Below are 23,275 nucleotides of genomic sequence, written 5' to 3' on the forward strand. Positions count from 1 at the left end.
AGGATTCCGTATAAATGATATAAATTACTGGGCCGGTTTCGGCTTGACCAGCGCTTCCGGCTTGACGCCGATGAGCAGGGTGACCGCGCCGAACAGCATCAAGGCGGCGAAGTAGTATTGGCCGATCGCCAGACTGCCGGTGGTGGACGACAGCCAGCCGACCAGCATCGGGCTGAACACGCTGCCGAGGCCGGCGGCGGAGCTGAGCAGGGCGATACCGCCGGCGGCCGCCTTGCCGGTCAGGAAGGAGGACGGCAGCGTCCAGAACGGGCCGGTCAGGCCGAGCGTGCCGGCCGTGGCCAGGGTCAGCATCAGCAGCGACAGCGGCGTGCTGGCCTGCACCGATGGCATGCTGCCCCAGCCGATGGCGGCGATAATGGCGGGAATGGCCACGTGCCAGCGGCGTTCGCCAGTGCGGTCGGAGTGGCGGGCGTTCAGGTACTGGACCACCAGCGCGATCACGAACGGCACCACCGACAGCAGGCCGATCGTCATCACGTTGTCGATGCCGGACTTGCGGATCACCGTCGGCAGCCAGAAGAAGATGCCGCCGGTGCTGACCAGCACCGCGATGCCCATGCCGCACAGCCAGTACAGTTTCGGATCGCGCAGCGCGTCGAGGAAGGAATGTTCGCCCTTTTCACGTTTGACGGCGCCGGAGGCCGCCAGATCCTGGGCGATGATGTCTTTCTCGGACTGCGTCAGCCATTTGGCGCTGGCCGGGCCGTCTTGCAGGTAGAACCAGGCGAACACGCCGAGCAGGCAGGCTGGCGAGCCTTCGATCAGGAACAGCCATTGCCAGCCTTTCAGGCCCGCCATGCCATCGAATGCGTGCATGATCCAGCCCGACAGCGGGCCGCCCAGCATGCCGGCCAGCGGAATCGAGGCGGTGAACAGGGCGTTGAAGCGCGCGCGGCGGTTCAGCGGCACCCAGTAGGTGAGGTACAACAGCATGCCGGGGAACATGCCGGCTTCGGCGGCGCCGAGCAGGAAGCGCATGATGTAGAAGTGGTTGGCGCTCTGCATGAACGCCATGCCGGTCGAGAAGATGCCCCACAGGATCATGATGCGCAGCAGGGTCTGGCGTACGCCGTTCTTGTGCAGCATGATGTTACTCGGGACTTCGAACAGGATGTAGCCGACATAGAAGATGCCGGCGCCGACGCCGTAGATGGCGTCGTTGAGTTTGAGGTCGGCGATGAAATGCAGTTTGGCGAAGCCGATGTTGGAGCGGTCGATGAACGACACGATGTAGCACAGCATCAGGAACGGCATCAGCCGCCACAGTACCTTGCGGTAGGCGGTGTCCGCAGCCTGGTCGCGGGCGCCGGCGTCTTGGTGGTTGGTGTCCGGCTTGGTACGCGCGGCAAATTCGGCAATCGACATTTCGTCTCCAGTTGGTTGGTTTTTATTGTTTTAGGGTTCTTCCCTTAGGGCTAAAAGGATTATAGGTCAGCTTTATGGGCTAAGCAAGTGATGTTCAGCATTAGACGAAGCGGCAGGTTTTTTTGGCACTACGCCAACTGCCGGGATATACGCTTGCGCGCCTGGTGGTCTCGCTTGCCGCGCAGGGGCGTGGTCATTGCGTGTCGAAGCGATGGTGGCTTAGCGCTTTTCCTCGATATCCGCCGCGAGATTCAAACGGCGTAGCCGGGGTTGTGGCGATCCAGTTTGCGCCGCAGAGCCGGCCATGCCAGCCGCGCCGCCAGGGCCTCCATCGCGGGCGCGGGACTTTGGTCCCGCACCAGCTCGGCGATGCCGGGCGCCGGATCCAGCAAATGTTCGCGCCCCGCGCTTAACGCCGCCACCTGGGCCTCGCACGCGCGCTCAAGCAGGTAGATGCGCAGAAACGCGGCGCCAATGCTGGCGCCAACGCTCAGCGTGCCGTGATTGCGCAACAGCATACTGTGGCGATCGGCAAGATCGGCCGCCAGCCTGGCGCGTTCGTCATGGTTGGTGGCGATGCCTTCATAGGCGTGATAGGCGAGATCATGCGCGGCGATCATCGCGGTCTGCGTCAGCGGCAGCAAACCGTCGCGCATCGCCGATACGGCCTGGCCGCAACGGGTGTGCAGATGGATCACCGCATGCGCGTCCTCACGCGCCATGTGCAAGGCGGAATGAATGGTGAAACCTGCGGGATTGACCATGGCGGCGGTAGCGCCGACGGCATTGCCATGCATGTCGATCCTGACCAGCGCGGAGGCGGTCATTTCCTCGAACATCAAGTCGTACGGATTGATCAGGAAATGATGTTCCGGGCCGGGTATGCGCACCGAAAGGTGGGTGAAGATCAGGTCGTCCCAGCCATGTAAGGCCACCAGCCGGCAAGCCGCCGCCAGGTCGACCCGCAGTTGCCACTCGATGCCCGCCGCCAAGGTTTCCATGTCTTTCACTCCAGTTCAAATCGTACGTCTTGGGCACCTTCCCACAACACCTTGCGCCCGAGCTCCTTCAATTGTTCGCGGCCTTCGACGATGGTCAGGAAATGGTTGCCAGCGAGCGGCCCCATCTTGCTGGCGAAGCTGCAGCCGCCGTAGGCCAGGATGATTTCGGTTTCGCTGTGGCCGCCGGGGTAAAACAGCAGGTCGCCGGCCGATGGATGGCGGGTGTGGTTTTCGAATCCCACGCCCAGCTGGAAGTCGCCCAGCGGCACCCATACACCTTCACCGCTCCATTTGACGTGAATGAGCTTTTGCTGGTACGGCAGCAGTTGTAGAAACGCGGCGACGGTCGCCGGCGCTTCCGGATGAGTTTCTGCGATGAAGGACAGCGTTGCTGCGGTGATGCGAATACGTGGCATGAGCCGGTTCTCCTGGATGATGTGTTGGAATCAGGCCGCGCCGGCGGCGAGCGTCGGTGCGGATGCGGCTTGCTCTTTCGGCAGCCAGACCCGTGTCAGGAACAAGCCGGCCGCGATCACGAACATCAGCGGCAGCAGGGTATAGCCGGCGCGCAGCCAGACCAGCGTGGCGTCCGCTTGCGTTGCGCCGCCGGGGATGAATCCGATCAGCGCCAACAATTGGCCGGAGGCGAAACTGCCGGCGGAGTTGCCGATCTTCATGCCGGCTAGCATGATGCCAAGGTAGAAGCCGATCGCCACCACCACGCCACCCTTGAGCGGCGTGCGGGTGGAACTCAGGGTCGCAGTCTGGACCAACACGCCGATCACGCCCGATGCCAGTCCGACGCCGGCGATCACCAGCCAGGTGCCCCACAGCGGTCCGAAGCTGGCGACGAACAACAGCGCCATCATGCCGCCGACCACGACGTTGCATTTACGCATGGACGCGATGATGTCGAAGCGCTTGACGAAGCCGGGCGCGAACAACATGCCGACCAGCACCGAGATGCCCAGCACGCCCTCCAGCACCGCCAGGCTGCCGTTGTCGCCGCCCAGCACATAGCGGTTGGCGAACGGCAGGAAGCCGAAGATCACGGCGGCGCCGGCGTTGGTGCAGGCGACGAAGGCGATCAGGTAAAAGAACGAGCGATTGTCGGAGGTGGCGCGCAGCGAGGCGGTCAGCGACAGCGCGGCGGCGTCCGGCGCGGTGGCGCGCACCGGGACGTCGCGGGTGGAAAACACAAAGATCAGGATGGCGATCGCCACCAGCGCGCCCAGCTGCGCAGCCATGCCGGCGTAGCCGGTGGCGCCGCCGCCGGCCCAGACCACCAGCATCGGTGCCAGGATGGAGCAGATCACGGACAGCACTTGCGCCGCCACGGTGGACAGCGACAGCAGGCTGCTCAGTTCAAGCGGCGTCGTGCTCATCTCCGAGGCGCGGGCGAATTGCATCACACTGATCGCGGTCTGCGATGTCGAGAAGGCGATCAACAACAGCGTCGCCACCACCGCGTACTGCGACGGCGAGGCGATGATCGGCAGTGAGAACACCAAGATGAGCGTCGCGACGTAGCCGCCGCAGGCGACCAAGGTGACCGGGCCGCGACGCCCGGTGCGCATGGCCAGCTGATCGACCCAGCCGCCGAACATCGGATCGACCAGCGCGTCCCACAGCTTGGGCAGCGCGACCACCAGGCCGGCCAGACCGGCATGCAGCCCGACCACTTCGGTCAGGTAGTACAGCAGCAGCACATTGGTCGGCACCGCGCCGATTCCCATGCCGACGTTGCATAGCGCATAGCCGACGCGCCGCCAGCCGACGATCTTTATTTTGTTCATTGCGTGCCACTCCCGTAACAATCCCAACGGCGATTCCGTTACGGAAAATTAACATGGGGGTCGGGCGAAAGCGAATTGCCATATCTAATGCCGCCATAAGTTGCAACACTTATGGCGGCATTAGAAATGGTGATTTGAGATCATGCTTGTTTCCCGATAGTCTGATTAGCGATCCAAGCAGATTGATAACCAGGAAGGCCATGCCGGCCGCTTCCAACACTACCGGGGAATAACACGATGAGTACAGCTCGCACCATTTTTCGCCGTCCCTTGCTGGCCACCGCCACCACGGCGGCGCTTGCGCTCTGGTCGCACGGCGCCATCGCCGACGAGGCCAGCGGCCCAGCCGGCTCGGTAAAGAAGCAGGACGCCACCACCATCGAGGTGGTGACGGTCACGGCACAGAAGCGCACTGAAAATGCGCGTGATGTCTCGGCCTCGCTCAGCGTGGTGGGTAGCCAGCAGCTGGAGAATCAGCATGTCAACTCGCTGGCCGACCTGGCCGGTTCGCTGCCGGGCGTGCAGATCGAGAACGGTGGGGCGCCGGGACGCACCGCGATCTCGATGCGCGGCATTTCCTCGCTGGATGTCGGCTCGGTGATCGGCACCTACATCGACGACACGCCGCTCGGATCGAGCTCCAGTTTCGCCGCCGCCAGCCGCTATCAGCTCGACCTGCTGCCCTACGACCTGGAACGCATCGAAGTGTTGCGCGGGCCGCAAGGCACCCTGTACGGCGCCGGTTCGATGGGTGGCTTGCTCAAATATGTAATGCGCGAGCCGGACATGAATACCTTCTCCGGACGCGTTGGCGGCGGCTTCGCGCATATCGACGGCGCCTCCGGCACCGGTTGGACCGGCCGCGCCAGCGTCAACATACCGCTGATCAAGGATGAGCTGGCGATGACCGCCTCGCTATCGCAAAACCGTACTCCAGGTTACATCGATAATCTGGTCACCGGTAAAAACGGCATCAACGACGTCACGCAGCAAAGCGGCCGCGTGGCGCTGTCGTGGAAGCCGAACGCGGATGTGCAGCTCAAATTGTCGGCGCTGCACCAGAACGTCGACGCCGACGATCTGGGCGTGATCCTGCTCGATCCCCGCACCCAGCAGCCGCTGTACGGGGAACGCGGCACCGGCACCGTGATCGCGGAGCCGTTCCGCAACCGCCTCAATTTTTATGCGGCCACCGTCAACTGGGACTTGCACTGGGCCGACTTCACCTCCGCCACCGGTTATTCCGCCAGCGCCAGTCAGACCACCAAGGACGACACCGTGGTCTACGGCCCGGTGTTCGCCGCATACGGCTACGCCAACGGTCGGTCGGGATTGTATCTGGACCTGAACCTGAAAAAGGCCACCCAGGAATTCCGTCTGGCGTCCAAGGCCGGCGGCAAGGTCGAATGGCTGACCGGCCTGTTCTACACGCACGAGTCCAGCAAGAACGCGCAGCTGTTGACGGCCAAGAGCGCAAGCGGCGCGGCCTTGCCGGGGCTCGACCCGCTGCTGGTGGTGGGCTTGCCGAGCACCTACCGCGAAGGCGCGCTGTTCGGCGATCTGACGTATAAGCTCAGCGACCAGTTCGACGTCACCGGCGGCGTGCGCTACGCGCGCAACGAACAAGATCACAGCTACGCCGTCAGCGGCATCGGCGCCGCGTTGACCGGGCTGAAAAGCAGCGGCGGAACCTCGGCCGAGAACGTGACGACCTGGATGGTCAGCCCACGCTATCGTATCGATAAAAACAATATGGTCTATTTGCGTGTCGCCACCGGCTACCGGCCCGGCAGCCCGAACCTGGCCTTGCCGGGTGTGCCGGCGGTGGTCGATTCGGACCGTCTGACCAACTACGAGGCGGGCTGGAAGACCTCAATGCTGGAACGTAAGCTCAATCTCAACCTCGCGCTGTACGAAATCCGCTGGAAGGATATCCAGATCAACAACAGCACGCCGCAAGGTGTGGCCTACCTGGCCAATGCCGGCACCGCCACCAGCCGTGGCGGCGAGGCCAGCCTCAGCTACACGCCGGTCAACACGCTGCGGCTGGCGCTGAACTCGTCCTATACCCAGGCGCGGCTGACCGAGGATGCGCCCACGCTGAAAGGCAAGGATGGCGATACGTTGCCGGGTATCGCGCGCTGGAACTGGTCCACCTCGGCCGACTATTACTTCAATCTGTCTGACGAGTGGAGCGGCCACGTGGGCGCGGACTACCGCTGGATCGACAAGCGGCGCTCCAGCTTTGAAAACAATCCGGACAGCTATCGCCAGGACAGCTACCAGGTGTTCAACCTGAACGCGGATGTGTCGCGCGGCATCTGGACCATGCGGGTGTACGCCAAGAACCTTAATAACGCCAAGCCGCAGCTGAATATCGGCTATCTCGGCAACGGCGCCACCGGCGTCACCAGCACCTTGCAGTCCTCGATGCTGCAGCCGCGCACCATCGGCATCGAATTCGATACGCAGTTCTGATGCCGGCATACTTTTTGAAGGAATCATCATGTGCATAGATTGCGGTCCCGATTGCCGTCCGGGTGAGCACCAGCGGCAACGCCCGGCGGACAGCCCGCTGCCGGCGGCGGCGGTGGATCACCACCTGCATATCCAGGGCCCCGAGGTCTCGGCGGAACTGAAGCACCGCGCCGCGCTGGCGCCGGAGGACTTCGCCATCTTCTCACCGGCGCTGTTCGACACGCGCAGCGGCGCCGATGCGTTGGCGGAACTGGACCAGGCCGGCATACAAGAGGGCGTGCTGCTGTCGATGGCCTACACCTTCGCCTCGCCGCGCGCCACCATGCGCGACGATGCGGCGGCGGTGGCGCGCTTGACGCGGGCGGAAAACCTGTACAACGTGATGGCCGCGCAGGCGTCCGGCGGCCGGCTGCACGCTTTCATCGGCATTAATCCGGTGGCCGACGGCGCGCTCGATGAATTGCGTTACTGGGCCGGACAGGATGGCGTACGCGGCGTCAAACTCCATCTCGGCAACAGCGGCTTCCAGCCCGAGCTGCCGCTGCACGTGACGCGGCTGGCTGCGGTCTTCGCCGCCGCCGGCGATCTCGGTCTGGCGATCGTCATCCATGTCCGCAGCGGCGCCGCGTTTCCCTTGTCGGAGACTGCACAGTTCATCGAACAGATTTTGCCGCACGCCGGTATGGCGCCGGTACAGATCGCCCACGCCGGCGGCGGCGGCGGCATCGACGATGAAACCCTGGCCGCGCTGGCGCTGTACGCGCTGGCGTTGGAACGCGGCGCGCCGGGCACGGAGCGGCTGGTGATCGATCTGTCGGTGGTGCTGGTCCACGACATCACCGACGCCGCCAGCGCCGAGCTGGTGAAGCGACTGGTGGCCCTGGTGCGGCGCATCGGCCCGCAGCGCTTCGTCATGGGGTCCGACTGGCCGACGATCTGTTCGCCGCGCGATCACAACGCCATGCAGGCCGAACAAATGACGCTGAGCGAGGCGGAGTGGCGCGTCATCCTCGCCAACCGCGCGGCGTATCTGCCGCCATACCTGACCACGGCCGCCGAAGCGGCCATCACCGGAACCGAGCAATCATGAGCATCAGCATCAACACCCGGGTCGAACACTGGCCGTTCATCCGTCCGTTCCACATCACCGGCCATACCTTCGACGGCTCCGACGCGCTGGTCGTCACCGCGCGCCAGGGCGCGCATCAGGGGCGCGGCGAAGCGGCCGGCGTCTATTATCGCCAGGAGAGCATGGCGTTGATGACGGAGCAAATCGCCGCCGTCGCCGAGGCCGCGCAAGGCGCCAGCCGACAGGATCTCTTGTCGTTGCTCGGGTCGGGGGGCGCGCGCAATGCGCTCGATTGCGCCTGGTGGGACCTGGAGGCCAAGCAAAGCGGCCGGCAAGTGTGGCAACTGGCCGGGCTGCGCGCGGTGCGGCCGTTGCTGACAACATACACCATCGGCGCCGACGATCCGGCCACGATGGCGGCGCGGGCGCGCGCGTTCGTGTCGGCCCGCGCGCTCAAGCTCAAGCTGCTGGGCGACGGCGGCGACGACGAACGGGTGCGCGCTGTGCGCCAGGCCCGTCCCGACGTCTGGCTGGGCGTGGACGCCAACCAGGGCTTCACCCCCGACAGCTATCACGCGCTGCTGCCGGATCTGGTCAAGGCCAAGGTGGCGCTGGTCGAACAGCCGTTCGCGGTCGGGCGCCAAGCCGATCTCGATGGCCTCGGGTCGCCCATCCTGCTGGCCGCCGACGAGAGCGTGCAGGACCGCCACGACATCGAGGCCATGCGCGGCCGGGTGGACGTCATCAACATCAAACTGGACAAGTGTGGCGGCCTGACGGAAGCGCTGGCCATGGTCGCGCTGATCAAGGAAGCCGGCATGAAGGTCATGGTGGGCAATATGGTCGGTACTTCGCTGTCGGCCGCGCCGGGCTATGTGCTTGGCCAGTTGTGCGATTTCGTCGATCTGGACGGCCCGATGTTTCTGGCGCGCGACCGCCAGCCGGCGATCCACTACGAAGATGGCCATATCGTCTGCCCGGAACAAGTCTGGGGCGACGCTGGCAATTGATCGCATCACGCAGCACACCATCCTCAATCAATGGATCTATGACTATATGAATGCTTACGAACTCCCGCAACCTTATTTGTTGTTCATGGGTGACGCCACCGAGGCCGGTTTCGCCAAGACCGCGCTGGGTCTGAAGGACTGGGCGCCCGAGCGCTGCGTCGGCGAATGGCACCTGCCGGGTGGCAGCGTCTTCACCGGCCTGCCCGAGCTGGCGCCGCGACAGGCCTACGCCGAAGGGGCGCGCGCCTTGTTGATCGGCGTGGCGGCCGTCGGCGGCGCGATCATGCCGCACTGGCTGCCGGCCCTGGTCGAGGCGCTTGAAGCCGGACTGGATCTGATCAGCGGCATGCATACCCGCATGGCCGACACACCGGTTCTGGTCGAGGCGGCGGCGCGCTGCGGCCGGCGGCTGTACGATGTGCGGACGCCACCGAAGAATCTGCCCATCGGCAAAGGCAACAAACGGAGCGGCCGCCGTCTGCTGACGGTGGGCACGGACTGCGCGCTGGGGAAAAAATATACCGCGCTGGCGCTGACCACCGCCTTGCAGGCGCGTGACGTCGCGGTCAGCTTCCGCGCCACCGGCCAGACCGGGATCATGATCGCCGGCGCGGGCATCCCGATCGACGCGGTGGTGTCGGACTTCGTGGCCGGCGCCGCCGAGCTACTCAGCCCGGCCGCCGACGGCGCGCATTGGGATATCATTGAAGGACAGGGTTCGCTGTTCCATCCTTCGTTCGCCGGCGTATCGCTTGGCCTGCTGCACGGCAGCCAGCCGGATGTACTGGTGCTGTGCCATGAGGCGGGGCGCACCCACATGCTGGGCCTGCCGGATTATCCGGTGCCATCTTTGAAGGAAGCCATCGAGCTGCACCTGGCGCTGGCGCGCCGCGTCAATCCGGCGGTCAGGGTGGCGGCCGTCAGCCTGAATACTTCGCAGCTCTCGGATGCGGAGGCGCTGGCCGCGATTCATGCCGTGCGCGAGGAGCTGGGCATTCCGTGCGCCGATCCGTTGCGCCATCCGGTCGAATTTGCCGCGGTGGTCGACGCCTGCCTGGCGATGGCTTGAACTTGAACAGGAGAGCATCCATGACAGCAGGCCATCAGCCGGACCCGCCACCCTTCGACAGCAGCGGGTTCGATGCGATCGTCGGGCGCTTCATGCAGGCGTTTGAGTTGCCCGGCGTGGCGCTGGCGGTGGCGGGGCCGAACGGGCGGGCCTACGTGCGTGGCTACGGTGTGCGCGAGTTGGGCCGGCCGGCGCTGGTCGATGTGGAAACCTCGTTCGCGATCGCCTCGACCAGCAAAGCCTTTCTGGCGGCCTGCCTGGCGATGCTGGTCGACGACGGCAAGCTGGCCTGGGAGGATCCGGTGCGGCGCCATTTGCCGGAATTCGAATTGCACGATCCTGCCGCCAGCGAGATGATGACGGTGCGAGATCTGTTGCTCCACAACAGCGGGCTGCCGCTGGGGGCGGCCGATCTGATGCAGTTTCCGCGCAGCGACCATCGGCTGGAGGAGATCCTGGCGGCCTTGCGCCACTTTCCGCTGGGGGCGCGCTTCCGCAGCGGCTATGCCTACGACAATTGCCTGTATCTGGTGGCGGGCATGCTGCTGGAGCGCGTGGCGGGACTGAGTTGGGACGACTTCGTTGCGCAACGCGTGTTCGCGCCGCTGGGCATGGCGGGCGCGGTGGCCAATCCGACGCTGGTCACCGGCGCCAATCGGGCTGGCCGGCATGCGCGACTGGGGCCGCCGATCATCGGCATGGGGGCGCTGGAGTTGGTGACGCCGGACGAGTCGGCGCTGATCGGGCCGGCCGGCGGCATCAACTGCGGCGCCGCCGCGCTGTTGTCGTGGCTTCAGGTGCAGCTGGGACGCGGTGCGCTGGCCGACGGCCGGCGTTTGTGGAGCGAGGCTCAGGCCGACCAAATGTGGGCGCCGCGCACGCTGATCTCCTGCGGTCCGGGTCCGACAGCCGGGCAGCCGCAGCGTTCGGTGTTGCAGGCATATGCGCTGGGATGGGGCGTCAGCGATTATCGCGGTCGCCGCATGATCACGCATGGCGGCGCGCTGGCCGGGCAGACCAGCCGCGTCACCTTGCTGCCGGAGCAGGGCATCGGCTTCGCTTTGCTGAGCAATAGCGGCGATGCCGAGCCGCTGTCCGGCTTGCGTTATGCTTTGTTGGACTATCTGTTGAATGTGCCGTGCCATGATTGGCTTGACGCCAGCCGCAACGCGATCGCATCGGCGCAGGCGCAGGTGTTCGCGTTGGTGGGGCAGGGCGACTTTGTCGCGCCGGTGGGCGGTCCCGGCTTGCCGCTTTCAAGCTATGCCGGCCGCTATCGCGATGCCTGGTATGGCGAGGTGGAGGTCGGCTGTGATGAGGGTGGTCTCAGTATTGCGTTCAGCCGAACGTCGGCGCTGCGGGGCCGGCTTGAATCGTTTGGCACGGATTGCTTCCGCACCCGCTTCGCGCGCGGTGCGGCGGAGGATGCGGTGGTGCAGTTTCATCTCGCCGAGGGCGCGGTCAGTCACGTCACGTTGCGGGCCTTGTCGCCGCTGGCCGATTTCAGTTTCGATTACCACGATTTGTTGTTGATGCCTGTTGCCGTTGTGGCGGGAGGGGCGCGATGACGGCCGGTTTTTCGCTCGCAGAGGTGTTGGCGGCGCCGTTTCCTTCTGAGTTGCTGGTCGCTCCGAACGGCGAGTATGCGGCTTGGGTGTGGAACGACGGCGGTTGCCGCAACGTCTGGGTGGCGCCGACCATTGCGGCGGGGCCGGCGCGCGCGCTGACGGCTTACACCGGAGATGACGGCGTCACCATAGGCCAGCTGTGCTGGAGCGCGGGGGGCGATGCGGTGATCTACACGCGCGGCGCCTGCCTCGACGACAGCATCCCGCCGGACCCGGACGGCCTGGCCGGCGCGCAGGCGGCACCGCGCATCTGGCTGGCCAGCATGGCGCAAGCGGCGCCACCACCACCGGCAAAGGGGCATCCGCTGCCGTCGCCGCTGGCGTTCGGGCGGCTGCCACCGCCGCCGGTCACGGGGCATCCGCTGGCGCCGTTGCCGTCGCCGTTGGCGTTCGGGCAGGTGCCACCGCCGCCGGCCATGGAGCATCCGCTGACGCCGTTGCCGTCGCCGCTGGCGTTCGGGCGGCTGCCACCGCCGCCGGTCACGGGGCATCCGCTGGCGCCGTTGCCGTCGCCGTTGGCGTTCGGGCAGGTGCCACCGCCGCCGGCCATGGAGCATCCGCTGGCGCCGTTGCCGTTGCCGCTGGCGTTCGGGCGGATGCCATCGTCTTCAGCCGTGGGACATCCGCTGGCGCCGTTGCCGTTGCCGTCGCCGCTGGCGTTCGGGCGGGTGGCATCGTCGTCGATGGAGGCTGGGGGCGCGGTGGCGCCGGCGCTGCTGGCGGCGGGGCATTCGCCGGCGCCGTCGCCGCGCGGCGATCTGCTGGCCTATGTGCGCGACGGCCAGGTCTGGGGGCTGCGGCTGGCGGATCAGGGCTCTGCTTCGTGCTGGGTGCGGCAGCCGGGCCACTGCACTTCGCTGACCTGGTCGCCCGATGGTGCGCGGCTGGCCTTTGTCAGCGCGCGCGGCGACCATGCGATGGTGGGCATCCTGGATATCGCCAGCATGGCGGTGCGCTGGCTGGCGCCCGGGGCGCAACACGACATGGCGCCGGTGTGGTCGCCCGACAGCCACGCGCTCGCCTTCATCCGATTGGCCGATGACCCCGCACCGACCTATACGGCCCGCCCCAGCGGCAAACCCTGGTCGATCTGGACCGCCGACGTGGCCAGCGGCGCGGTGCGCTGCGCCTGGCGCGCGGCCGACGGCGACGGCAGTGTGTTCGCGCCGCTGGCCAGCGGTCCGCAACTGTTGTGGACCCGTTGCGGACGTCTGGTCTTTCCCTGGGAAGGCGACGGCTGGCTGCATTTGTACGCGGTCACCGCCGAACCCAGCACCGATGCCGCCGCCATCGACCTGACCCCCGGCCCCGGCGAAGTGTTCGCGATGCAGGAAGATGCGCTGGCCGGCGGCGTGGTCTGCGTCGCCAACCGCGACCGGCGCGACGGTCGCCGTCTGTGGCGCTGCGAGCTGCCCGGCGGCCGCTTGTCGGCGCTCAGCCCCGGCGACGCCATGACCGACTTGCCGTCGCTGGCGAACGGCGTGATCGTCGCGTTACAATCGGACGGACGCACGCCGCTGCGGCCCGTGGTGATCGGCAGCGGCCGCGATCTTGACGATGCCGGTTTGCCTGCGCGCTTCCCGGCGGCGCGGCTGGTCGAGCCGCAATCGGTGGCCTTCGCGTCGCTGGACGGCCTGGCCATCCACGCACAGATTTTCCTGCCGCCGCCGTTGGCCGACGGCTCGCGTCACCCGGCGATCATCCATTGCCACGGCGGCCCGGCGCGGCAGATGCTGCCGGCCTGGCATCCGACCGAAGTCTATAGCAAGCAGTACGCGCTGAACCAATATCTGGCCAGTCGCGGCTACCTGGTGCTGTCGGTGAATTACCGCGGCGGCACCGGCTACGGCCTGGCGTTCCGCGAACCGCCGGCGTTCGGCGCCGGCGGCGCCAGCGAATACCAGGACGTCGAGGCGGCGGTGCAGTTCCTGCGCAGGCGCGGCGACATCGACCCCGCGCGCATCGGGATCTACGGCATGAGCTATGGCGGCTTGCTCACCGCGCTGGCGCTGGCGCGCGACTCGGCGCTGTTCGCGGCCGGCGTCGATTGCGCCGGCGTGTTCGACTGGAGCCCCGCGTTCAGCGGCGCCGGCGTGCCGGAGTCGCTGCGGCGGACGGCGGCGGCGTCATCGCCGTTGGCCGCCATCGAACAATGGCGCTCGCCGGTGTTGCTGGTGCACGCCGACGCCGATCTCGTGGTCCCGGTTGAACAGACCTTGGCGCTGGAACGTACGCTGCGCGCCACCGGAGGCGCCGAATGCGAGACAATCCTGTTGTCCGGCGAATCGCACGACCTGCTTCGGCACGCATCGTGGCTGCACTTCTTTGAAGCGACCGTGGCCTGGTTCGGCGCCAAGCTGGCGCCGGGCGGCGCGGTCGATCCGCAACAGAATCACACTTAGAGGAACCTGCATGAAACCAGCACAACTCGAACCCTTCCATGCCATCGCCGTCAGCCGCCAGGCCCACGCGCTGAAGGCGCAGGGGCGTTCCATCATCCACATGGAATTCGGCCAACCGTCCACCGGCGCGCCGAGCACCGCCATCGCCCGCGCGCATCAGGTGCTGGACGCCGACCCGATGGGCTACTGGGACAGCACGCCGCTCAAAGCGCGCCTGGCGCAGCATTATCAGGAGCGTTACGAGATCGCGATCGATCCGGCGCGCTTCATCCTCACTTGCGGCGCCTCGCCGGCGCTGGTGCTGGCATTGAGTTCGATGTTCTCTCCCGGCCAGCGGGTGGCGCTGGCCAGGCCGGGTTATGTGGCCTATCGTAATACGCTCAAGGCGCTGCATCTGGAACCGGTGGAAATCGCCTGCGGCCCGGACACCGGCTACCAGCTGACGGCCGCCGCGCTGGCGGTGCTGGAGCCGGCGCCGGCCGGGGTGATCATCGCCAGTCCAGCTAATCCGACCGGCACCATCATCGCCGCCGGCGAACTGGCGGCGATCGCCGATGTTTGCCGCGCGCGCGACATCCGTATCATCTCCGACGAAATCTACCATGGCCTGAGCTATATCGAACCGGCGCAAACCATGCTCGCCTACGCGCCCGACGCTTTGGTGGTCAGCAGCTTCTCGAAGTATTTCAGCATGGCGGGCTGGCGCCTGGGCTGGCTGCTGGCGCCGGCGGATCATGTCGAACGGGCCTGGGCCTATTGCGGCAACCTGTTCCTGACGGCGCCGTCGCTCAGCCAGCACGCCGCCCTGGCGGCCTTCGACGCGCCGGATGAACTGGCCGGCCATCTGGAGGTCTACCGCGAGAACCGCCGCCTGCTGCTAGCCGCGCTGCCGGGCCTTGGGCTGGACGCCATCGCGCCGCCCGATGGGGCGTTCTACATCTACGCCAATGTCGGCCACCTGACCGACGACAGCCTGGCCTTTTGCCAGCGCTTGTTGAACGACACTGGCGTCGCCACCGCGCCCGGCATCGATTTCGATCCGGTCGACGGCGGCCGTTTCGTGCGCTTCAGCTTTGCCGTGTCGACCGCGGAGATCATCGACGCGATCGGCCGCCTGCAGCCCTGGTTCGCCGCGCAGCCAAGGAGGGCGTGAGATGCGTCTGTATATTTCAGCCGATATTGAAGGCATCGCCGCCGTGGTCTCGCGCGATCAACTGGCGCCGGGAAAATTCGAATTCGAGAGCGCGCGCGACTGGATGACGGCGGCGGTGCTGGCCGCCTGCGACACGGCGCGCGAGCTGGGCGCCGAGGCGATCGTGGTCAGCGACTCGCACGGCACCGGCCAGAATATCCGCGCCGAGCTGATGCCCGATTATGTGGAGCTGGTGCGCTCCTGGCCTCGGCCGCTCGGCATGATGCAGGGTATCGAGGTGGGGCGCTACGATGGTGCGCTGCTGATCGGCTACCACGCCGGCGGCAGCAATCCGGCCGGCACCTTGTCGCACACGATGAGCGGTGAATTCTTCCACGAAGTCCGCCTCAACGGCGTGGTGGTGCCGGAGGCGGGCATCAGCGCCGCGATCGCCGGCCATTTCGGCGTGCCGGTGCTGATGCTGGCGGGCGACGACGTGGCGGTGGCCGAGGCGACCGCGCTGCTGGGCGACATCGCCAGCGCGACGCTGAAGACCAGCACCGGCTGGCTGTCGGCGATGGTGCCGCCGCCGCAAGAGGCGGAACGGCGCCTGCGCGCCGGCGTGCGCGACGCCATCGGACGCATCGGCCAGGTGGCGCCGTACGCGATGAGCGGACCGGTGACGCTGGAGATCCGCCTGCGTACCCGTTTGATGGCGGAGTGGCTGGCCCTGGTCAACGGCATCGAGCGGCTCGACGCATATACCATCCGCTACCGCGCCGACGACATGATCGGCATCTCGCGCTTCCTAATGTTCCTGACCAGTATCCGCAAGGCGATCGAATGAAACAGCGCATCGCGATCTTCGGCAGCGGCGCGATCGGTTGCTATGTCGGCGCCTGGCTGCGGCAGGCCGGCGCCGAGGTGGTGTTCATCGGCAGCGAGCGCATGCGGCAACGGGTGGCGGCGGAGGGGTTGACGCTGTCGGACATGCACCAGCGCCGGCTGCGGCTTGAGCCGGCGGCGCTCGCGTTCCGTGTTGAGCCGGCCGCCATGTCGGACGCGGATCTGGTCCTGGTTTGCGTCAAGAGCGGCGCGACCCGGCAGGCGACCGAAGCGGTGAGGGCATTTGCCCGGCCTTCGGCGCTGGTGGTCAGTCTGCAAAACGGCATTGGCAACGCCCGCACGATCGCAGAAGTGAACCCTTTGATGACGGTGCTGGGCGGCATGGTGCCGTTCAACGTCGCCCATCTGCCCGGCGGCCGACTGCACCGCGCCACGGAAGGGGAAATCATGGTGCAGGCGTCGCCGCTGTTGGCGCCGTGGCTGCCGCTGTTTGCCGCCGCCGGTTTGCCGCTGCGCGAACGGGCGGACTTCGCGCAGGTACAGTGGGGCAAGCTGCTGCTCAATCTGAATAATCCGATCAACGCGCTCTCCGGCGTGCCGCTGGCGAGCGAGTTGGGGCAGCGCGACTACCGCCGCTGCCTGGCGCTGTTGATCGGCGAAGCGTTGCAGGTGTTGCGCGCCGCCGGCATCCAGCCGGCGCGGATCGGCAAGGTCAAACCGGCATGGCTGCCGGCGCTGTTGAATCTTCCGGATTGGGCGTTTCGCGCGGTGGCGGGGCAGATGTTGCGCATCGATCCGGCGGCGCGCTCGTCGATGTGGGACGATCTCCAGGCTGGCAAGCCCACCGAGATCGACTTCCTCTGCGGCGAAGTGGTGACGCTTGCCGCGTCGCTGGGCCGCGAGGCGCCGGCCAGTGCGCGCATCACGGCGCTGGTGCACGCCGCCGAAGGCGATGCGTCGCGGATGTCGATCGACGGCGCACGCCTTTGGCGGCTGTTGAACGAGCGGCCGTGAACAGCGTTCAGACCTCATCAACTGTTGTACACTCTTCCGGTAGCGAGGCGGTTGTGGTCTTGCCAATCTTTTTAACAATGGAGCAAGCACATGGCGCAGCGGCCTGAAGATGACAGCGCCCCCCAGAAAATCGATACGCAAATGCTGTCGGACCTTTGGGTGTTTCGCGAAGTGGCCAGCGCGGAATCCATCACCGGCGCGGCGGAGCAGTTGAACGTCACGCAAAGCGCGGTCAGCCAGCGGGTGTTGCGTCTGGAGTCCCGACTCAGCACGCAGTTACTGGTCCGCGAAAAAAACGGCCTGGTGCTGACCGAGGCCGGCGCGGCGCTGTCGAACGCGCTGAACCAGGTATCGTTTCTGCTCACCGATGCGCTCGACGACATCCGGCGGCCCGAACACAGAACCATCGTCATCAGTTGCAAACCGTCGCTGGCGATCGAATGGCTGGTGCCCAAGCTGGAGGAGTTTTATCGTCTGCATCCGGGCATCGAAGTGTTCGTCCGATCGGAGATGCTGTCGGCCACCAGCAAGCGGATGCAGGCGGAGGGCATCGACCTGGTGATCACCTACCAGCCGTCGCCGCCGGCCGAACTGCAGGAGCTGGCGTCGGTTCAGGAATGGGCGTTTCCGGTGTGTTCCCGGAGTTACCGCGCTTCGCTGGAGACCGAGGCCGCCAGCGCTCCGGTGCTGCTGCACGATGACATGCCATGGGGGATGAGCGGCGCATCGCCGACGGAATGGGAAGCCTGGCGCTTGTCCAGCGGGCTGGATTGGCCGCCGCAGCAGGCCAGATCGCGTCACTTCAATCTGGCCCAGCTGGCGTATCAGGCCGCCGCCTCCAACCAGGGGGTGGCGATGGGGCGGGCGGTGATCGTGCATCGCATGCTGAGCCGGGGCGAGCTGGTGTCCGCGCTTGCGGCCCAGCCCAGTCCCGGCGAGACCTATTGGATTTCCTCGGCCCAGTCCGGCGACGTGCGTCCATGGACACGTTTGTTCGCGACCTGGTGGCGCGACGCCATGCGGGAGACGCAGCAGCAGACTTTATCGTTACTCAACGCGGATGTGTTGATGTAGCGAGCGCGCTTACATCCGGTAGTTCAGACCCAGCAGCACGGTGCGGCCGTACTTGGTCTGTTCGACGATGTTGCTCTCCACCTTGCGGTAGCGGACGAATTCGGCGTTGGTCAGGTTGTTCATCTGCAGCAGCAGCGACGCGCCTTTCAGCCAACCGCTGCCGAACTCATAGCCCAGTTGCAGGTCGAGGATCTTCTCGCCCTTGATGTAGGTGGCCTGGCGGTCGCCTTCGCTGGTCTGGATGTCGCCGACGAACGCGGAGCGGTAGCGCTGCGCCACCCGCGCCGAGAAGCCGTGCGCTTCGTAGTAGACGGTCAGGCCGGCGGTCACCTTCGACAGGCCCGGCAGCGGCATATTGCCCGAACCGCCGTCGGTGGTGTCCGGCACGTTGAGCGAGCTGGTGGTGTAGGCGTAGTTGGCGTAGACGCCGAAGCCGTCCAACCACTTCGCCGCCAGGTTCAACGGAATCGACGCCGACAATTCCACGCCCTTGATGTAGCCGCCGCTGCCGTTGGTCGGCTGGGTGAAATCGCCGATCGGGGTCGGCAGCGGGATGTTGGTCTGGCCCAGGTACGGCGTGAAGTCGAAATTGGTGTTGGTCAGGTTGACGATGTAGCTGTCGATCTTTTTATAGAACGCCGCCGCCGCCAGGTAGCCCTTCTTGTCGAAATACTTTTCATACGAGACGTCGAATGCCTTGGCGCGGAACGGGTCCAGCTTCGGGTTGCCGCCGCCGCCGGAGTAGACGTTCTTGGTGGTGTCGACGCCGAAGCCGTTGCTGGCGCGCAGATCGTTCAGGGTCGGGCGCGCCATCACTTTCGATACCGCCAGGCGCAGGTTCTGCTGGTGCTCGAACTCGAAGCCGATGTTCGCGCTCGGCAGCACATCGTGATACACCTTGCCCGAGCTGATGCTGGTGACCGGGCGGTTGGCGTCGCTGGTGCCGCCGTCGCTGTCGACCGACACGGCGCCGGAGCTCTGGTCGGTGCGCACGTACTGCAGGCCGACGTTGCCGCGTACCGGTATGCCGCCCAAAGTGTTATCGATATTCAGCTTGGTGTACGCGGTGGCGACCTTTTCCTTGACCACCCAGTCCTTGTTGTAGATGGCCGGATTGCGCTTCTCGTTGAAGTCGTAGACCGAGGCGGCCGCCGCCACCGGATCGAACACCAGCATCGATACGCCGGTGTCGCCGGCCATGCCGACGCTGGCGTTCGGGATCGCGACCGACGCGAAACGGTCGCTGCCGCCGCCCTTGATGGTGCCGAGGTATTCGCGGAAGTCGCGTTCCTTGGAACGGTCCGACAGGTTGACGCCGGCGTCGATGTTGGAGAAGAACACGCCGTCCGGCAGGTCGCGCTTGCCCGACATGCGCACCGCCTTGATCTGGTCGGCGACGTGCGAATCCTTGATGTAGCCGGCCTGGATATCGTTGCCGCCCCAGCCGGCGACGTCGGTCAGGCGGATGATCTTTGGATCGGCGTAGTTGAAGCCGGTGGTGAACTGCTGGCTGCCGGCCACGAAGTTGACCGAGTCGAAGGCGCCCACCACGCCGTTGCCGGCGGTGCCGGCGTACGATTCGACGATGTTCTCGACCCGGGTCGCCTTGTTGTAGCTCAGGTCGACGGTGCCGGTCCAGTCGTTGCTCAGGCGCGCGGTGGTTTTCCAGCCCAGCGACTTGCTGGTCTCGGTCGCCTTGTCGCCGACGTTGGCGACGATGGCGTGGACGTTGTTGAAGGTGCCGCTGACGACATCGCTGCCGTTCAGCACCGCGTTGCTCAATACACCCGCCGCTTCGTGCTGGTTGTCGGCGGCGATCCACGAGTCGTTCAGGCCGGCCTGCCAGCCGTGGCGGCGGCCGTCGTGTTCATACTTCGAATAGAACAGGTCGAGCGTGCTGTTGAAATCGCGGTTCGGGCGGAACTGCAGCACCGCCATGGCGCCGTCGCGCTTGTCGTTCTGCTGCGCGGTCCAGCCTTCGACGCCGTTGTACGGCACATTGACGGTGGCGCCGTTGTATTGGGTGGTGCCGGAGCCCCACGAGGAGAAACGCGTGGTGGCCGCGCCGTTGTCCTTGAGGCGCGCCGCGCCGAGCGCGATACCGATGGTGCGGTTGGCGAATTGGTCGATATACGAGGCGCTGGAGCGGGTGCCGTCGCCTTCTTTTTCCAGGCCGACGCCGCTCCTGGTCTTGCGCCCGTTGAGGGCGATGGTGCGCTTGCCGAAGTCCAGCGGGCGTACGGTCAGCATGTCGGCCGTGCCGGCCAGGCCCTGGCCGACCAGGGCGCCGTCGGGGGTTTTATAGATGGTCACGCCGCTCAGCAGCTCGGCCGGATATTGGTCGAACTCGACGCCCCGGCTGTCGCCGGTCGACACCTGTTCGCGGCCGTTCAGCAGCGCCGTGGAGAAATCGGGCGACATGCCGCGAATGCTGATCGCCTGGGCGCGGCCGGCGGTGCGCTGCGCGGTCACGCCGGGCAGGCGGGCGATCGATTCGGCGATGCTGGCGTCGGGCAGCTTGCCGATGTCTTCGGCGGAAATCGCCTCGACGATGGAATCGTTGTTTTTCTTGACCGAGATCGCATCCTCGATGCCGCGCCGGATGCCGGCCACCACCACGCTGGTCATGGCGGGCGCGCCGGCTTCGGGACTGGCCGGCGCCGCTTCCTGGGCCCAGGCGCCGGCGGACAAGGTCGAGGCCAGCAAGGCGCAGGCGGCGGCGATCGGGTGCAGGCGGGTGGTTGGACGGGCGTGGTTCGGGGTGTTCATCTTGCGGTCTCCTGAGTCATCGTTATGTAAAGCGTGCCGGTGCTGTACCGGCACGGGTGGGGGCGCCTTACCGGGCGCCGCCGATCAGCACCGTGCCGAACAACGCCGGTATGTGCAGGGTCAAGCGGCCCGCCTGTGCGACGACTGTGCTGCCGTCGAGCGGGCTGGTGTACGGGCCTGCGGGGGCGCCGGCAGGCAGCTGTACCGTCACGGTGGCGGCGGTGGCAGCGTTGTTGGTGGCGGTGATGGCCAGCGTGGCGCCGTCGCGGCGTGCCAGCACGATCACGTGGTCGTCCAGCAGCAGCGGGGCGTCGATGCCGCCGTGGCGCAGCACCGGATGCGCGGCGCGCATCGCGATCAGCGCCTTGACGTCGGCCAGCAAGGCCAGGTCCGGCTTGCCGCCCAGATCGGCCCACGGGTAGGTGGCGCGGTTGAGCGGATCGTCGCCGCCGTTCACGCCCACTTCGTCGCCGTAGTACACCGCCGGTGCGCCGGGGAAGGTCATCTGGAAGAACAGCGCCAGCCGCAGCCGCTGGCGCGCCAGCGCGGCGGCGGCCGGATCGGCGCCGTCGCCAAGGTCTCCCAGCACGTGCAGCGAGCGCGCCTGGTCGTGCGTGGACAACAGGTTCATCAGCGCGTAGAAGGCTTGCGGCGGATAGGCTTCGCGCATCATCTCGATGCTGGCGTAAGCCGCGCCGGCCTTGGCGCCGCCGGCGTAGTCCAGCACCGCGTTGCGGAAGATGTAGTTCATGGTCGAGTCGAAGGTGTCGCCGAGCAGGAACTTGGAGGAGTCGAACCAGGTTTCGGCGATCGTCAGCGCGTCGCCGCGTTCCGCCTTGACCACCTTGCGCCACGCGCGCCAGAAGTCGTCCGGCACCCATGGCGCCACGTCCATGCGCCAGCCGGACGCGCCGCGCCGCAGCCACAGGCGCGTGATCGAATCCGGCGCGCCGTAGGCGAACTGGCGGTAGGACGGCGAGGCCTTGTTCAATTCCGGCAGGTCGACCGTGCCGCCCCAGCCTTTGTAGCGGCGGTTCGGATCGCTCTGTTTGGCGTCGAACACATACCAGTCGGCGTAGGGCGAGGCCGGGTCGATGCGCTCGCCGCGGAAGGCGCCCTGGCCGTTGTAGTTGGCGTAGCGGTCGAAGTACAGCGAGTCGCTGCCGGTGTGGTTGAACGACGCGTCGGCGATCACGCGGATGCCGCGCTTGCCGGCTTCCTCGGTCAGGCGGGTGTAGTCGGCGTTGCTGCCGAAGTGCGGGTCGATGTTGCGGAAATCGGCGGTGTCGTACTTGTGGTTGCTGGCGGCCTGGAATAACGGCGTCATGTAGATGGTGTTGGCGCCCAGCTCGCGGATGTAATCGAGCTTGTCGATCACGCCTTGCAGGTCGCCGCCGAAGAAGTCGTTGTTGTCCAGCTTGTCGGAGCCGTCGCCGCTGCGCGGGCGGGATGGGCGGTCCAGCCAGTTGCCGTGCAATTCGATGCCCTGGTTGTGATAGCGGGTCACGCCGGGCTGCGGATCGTTGCCGCGATCGCCGTTGCGGAAGCGTTCGGGGAAGATGTAGTAGTACACCGCGTCGCTGGCCCATGCCGGCACCTTGAAGTCGGGCGCATACACGGTCTGGCGGAATGGACGGATGGTCTGGCCGGGCATCGCCGCCTGCACCGCGCCGATGCCATTGACGCCGCGTTCGCGGGTCCAGTACAGCGGCTGCACGTTGTTCTGGTACAGATAGCGCTTGCCTTTGATCTCCACTTCGAAGTAGTAGCCGTACACGCCGATGTCGGTGAAACGGTACTGTGCGCTCCAGCGATCCAGGTTCTGCCCGTGCTGCCGTTGCATGGCGATGCGCGCTAGCGGCGCATAGCTGAGCACTTCCTGATTGCCTTCGAGCGTGCGGCGCTCGACCACCAGCGTGACCTTGCTGACGCCGGGCAGGGCGTTCAAGTGCAGGGTGACGCCGCCCCCCGCTTTCAGTGCGCCGAACGGCGCCTTGTCGGCCAGCCGGCGCGAGTCGTGCGCCAGGCTCAGGGCGACCGGGTCGGTGGGCGCGGCGGTGTCGGGATCGTCGTAGCTGCGCGGGCCGAGCGCGATGTGCGGCTTGCCGTTTTCAAACGTCACCTTGATGGTTTGCGCGCCGGAGAATTTTTCGGTGAACGCGCCATAGGTGGCGTTTTCCGACCACGCCGCGTCGCCGATCTTGAATTCGTATGTGCCGGCCAGGTCGACGTTGAGATAATAGGCGTCGCAGCGCCAAGCCAGCTTGTAGGCGTCCGCCACGCCCCAGTTGTTCATGCTGCCGCGTACGAACAGCGGCGCCGCGCCGGGCGCGCTGTCGCTGCAAGCCGCCGACGCATCGACCGACAACACGGCGGCGGCGATAGCGGCGGCCAGCAGGCGTTTCGTCTGCGTCGATGGCTTGCGTGCGGGTGTAACGGGCATTGAAATTCCTTGTGGGCCGGGGCGGTACGGGACAATACTAGAGCGGCGGCGGGAGCCGTTAGCGCTAAAAACAACAGCGTCGCCATGAATCCGGCGCGCCTGAAGAAAATCTTTAAATTGCATGAAGAAAGTCTGAAGAAAGCTTCTGCGGCGGCGCC

At 66.3% G+C, this 23,275-nt stretch carries 16 protein-coding genes; 10 read left to right on the forward strand and 6 right to left on the reverse strand.

What is annotated here, in order from left to right; translation table 11 throughout:
• Positions 1 to 24 precede the first annotated feature (24 nt).
• The 4 genes from GW587_RS13285 to GW587_RS13300 all read right to left on the reverse strand — a co-directional run bounded on the left by GW587_RS13285 (position 25) and on the right by GW587_RS13300 (position 4,183).
• Positions 25 to 1,386, reverse strand: coding sequence for an MFS transporter (locus tag GW587_RS13285; RefSeq protein WP_166103463.1), 1,362 nt, complete (start codon positions 1,384 to 1,386; stop codon positions 25 to 27).
• Positions 1,387 to 1,637: 251 nt separating this feature from the next.
• The gene (locus GW587_RS13290) at positions 1,638 to 2,387 is read right to left on the reverse strand and encodes a class II aldolase/adducin family protein (protein ID WP_166103465.1); all 750 of its coding nucleotides are present in this window, start codon (positions 2,385 to 2,387) and stop codon (positions 1,638 to 1,640) included.
• A 5-nt stretch (positions 2,388 to 2,392) separates the two neighbouring features.
• Positions 2,393 to 2,803: a DUF3830 family protein gene (locus tag GW587_RS13295; protein ID WP_166103467.1), complete on the reverse strand. Its 411-nt coding sequence runs from the start codon at positions 2,801 to 2,803 to the stop codon at positions 2,393 to 2,395.
• 30 nt (positions 2,804 to 2,833) lie between these two features.
• A complete protein-coding gene (locus tag GW587_RS13300) occupies positions 2,834 to 4,183 on the reverse strand; it encodes an MFS transporter (RefSeq protein ID WP_166103470.1) in 1,350 nt (449 codons plus the stop codon).
• Positions 4,184 to 4,420: 237 nt separating this feature from the next.
• Here GW587_RS13300 and GW587_RS13305 point away from each other — a divergent pair, with 237 nt between their 5' ends.
• The 10 genes from GW587_RS13305 to GW587_RS13350 all read left to right on the forward strand — a co-directional run bounded on the left by GW587_RS13305 (position 4,421) and on the right by GW587_RS13350 (position 17,905).
• Positions 4,421 to 6,661, forward strand: coding sequence for a TonB-dependent receptor (locus tag GW587_RS13305; protein ID WP_166103472.1), 2,241 nt, complete (start codon positions 4,421 to 4,423; stop codon positions 6,659 to 6,661).
• A 28-nt stretch (positions 6,662 to 6,689) separates the two neighbouring features.
• Positions 6,690 to 7,751 carry an amidohydrolase family protein gene (locus tag GW587_RS13310; RefSeq protein WP_166103475.1) on the forward strand — a complete coding sequence of 354 codons (1,062 nt, stop codon included), beginning with the start codon at positions 6,690 to 6,692 and terminating at the stop codon, positions 7,749 to 7,751.
• On the forward strand, positions 7,748 to 8,740 hold the full coding sequence (locus GW587_RS13315) for a dipeptide epimerase (RefSeq protein WP_166103477.1): 993 nt from the start codon (positions 7,748 to 7,750) through the stop codon (positions 8,738 to 8,740). Before GW587_RS13310 ends, GW587_RS13315 begins: the two co-directional genes overlap by 4 nt.
• A gap of 85 nt (positions 8,741 to 8,825) precedes the next feature.
• On the forward strand, positions 8,826 to 9,809 hold the full coding sequence (locus GW587_RS13320; RefSeq protein WP_229259431.1) for an N-acetyltransferase DgcN family protein: 984 nt from the start codon (positions 8,826 to 8,828) through the stop codon (positions 9,807 to 9,809).
• A gap of 20 nt (positions 9,810 to 9,829) precedes the next feature.
• Positions 9,830 to 11,377, forward strand: coding sequence for a serine hydrolase (locus GW587_RS13325; RefSeq protein ID WP_166103483.1), 1,548 nt, complete (start codon positions 9,830 to 9,832; stop codon positions 11,375 to 11,377).
• Positions 11,374 to 13,839, forward strand: a complete 2,466-nt coding sequence (locus GW587_RS13330) for a S9 family peptidase (RefSeq protein WP_166103486.1) — start codon at positions 11,374 to 11,376, stop codon at positions 13,837 to 13,839. Before GW587_RS13325 ends, GW587_RS13330 begins: the two co-directional genes overlap by 4 nt.
• 10 nt (positions 13,840 to 13,849) lie before the next feature.
• Entirely contained in the window at positions 13,850 to 14,992 is a 1,143-nt protein-coding gene (locus GW587_RS13335; RefSeq protein ID WP_166103488.1) for an aminotransferase class I/II-fold pyridoxal phosphate-dependent enzyme, read from the forward strand.
• A 1-nt stretch (position 14,993) separates the two neighbouring features.
• Complete coding sequence (locus GW587_RS13340) at positions 14,994 to 15,818, forward strand: M55 family metallopeptidase (protein WP_166103492.1); 825 nt, start codon at positions 14,994 to 14,996, stop codon at positions 15,816 to 15,818.
• Positions 15,815 to 16,831: a 2-dehydropantoate 2-reductase gene (locus tag GW587_RS13345; protein WP_166103495.1), complete on the forward strand. Its 1,017-nt coding sequence runs from the start codon at positions 15,815 to 15,817 to the stop codon at positions 16,829 to 16,831. The genes GW587_RS13340 and GW587_RS13345 overlap by 4 nt, the downstream gene beginning before the upstream one ends.
• Positions 16,832 to 16,921: 90 nt before the next feature.
• Positions 16,922 to 17,905 carry a LysR family transcriptional regulator gene (locus tag GW587_RS13350; protein WP_166103498.1) on the forward strand — a complete coding sequence of 328 codons (984 nt, stop codon included), beginning with the start codon at positions 16,922 to 16,924 and terminating at the stop codon, positions 17,903 to 17,905.
• Between the two features lie 9 nt (positions 17,906 to 17,914).
• Here the strand turns inward: GW587_RS13350 and GW587_RS13355 are convergent, their stop codons facing one another.
• Positions 17,915 to 20,674, reverse strand: coding sequence for a TonB-dependent receptor (locus GW587_RS13355; protein ID WP_166103501.1), 2,760 nt, complete (start codon positions 20,672 to 20,674; stop codon positions 17,915 to 17,917).
• Positions 20,675 to 20,741: 67 nt separating this feature from the next.
• Positions 20,742 to 23,117: a glycoside hydrolase family 13 protein gene (locus GW587_RS13360; RefSeq protein ID WP_166103504.1), complete on the reverse strand. Its 2,376-nt coding sequence runs from the start codon at positions 23,115 to 23,117 to the stop codon at positions 20,742 to 20,744.
• Positions 23,118 to 23,275: the final 158 nt, after the last annotated feature.

This window comes from Duganella aceris (assembly GCF_011090165.1).
Classification (GTDB): domain Bacteria; phylum Pseudomonadota; class Gammaproteobacteria; order Burkholderiales; family Burkholderiaceae_D; genus Rugamonas; species Rugamonas aceris.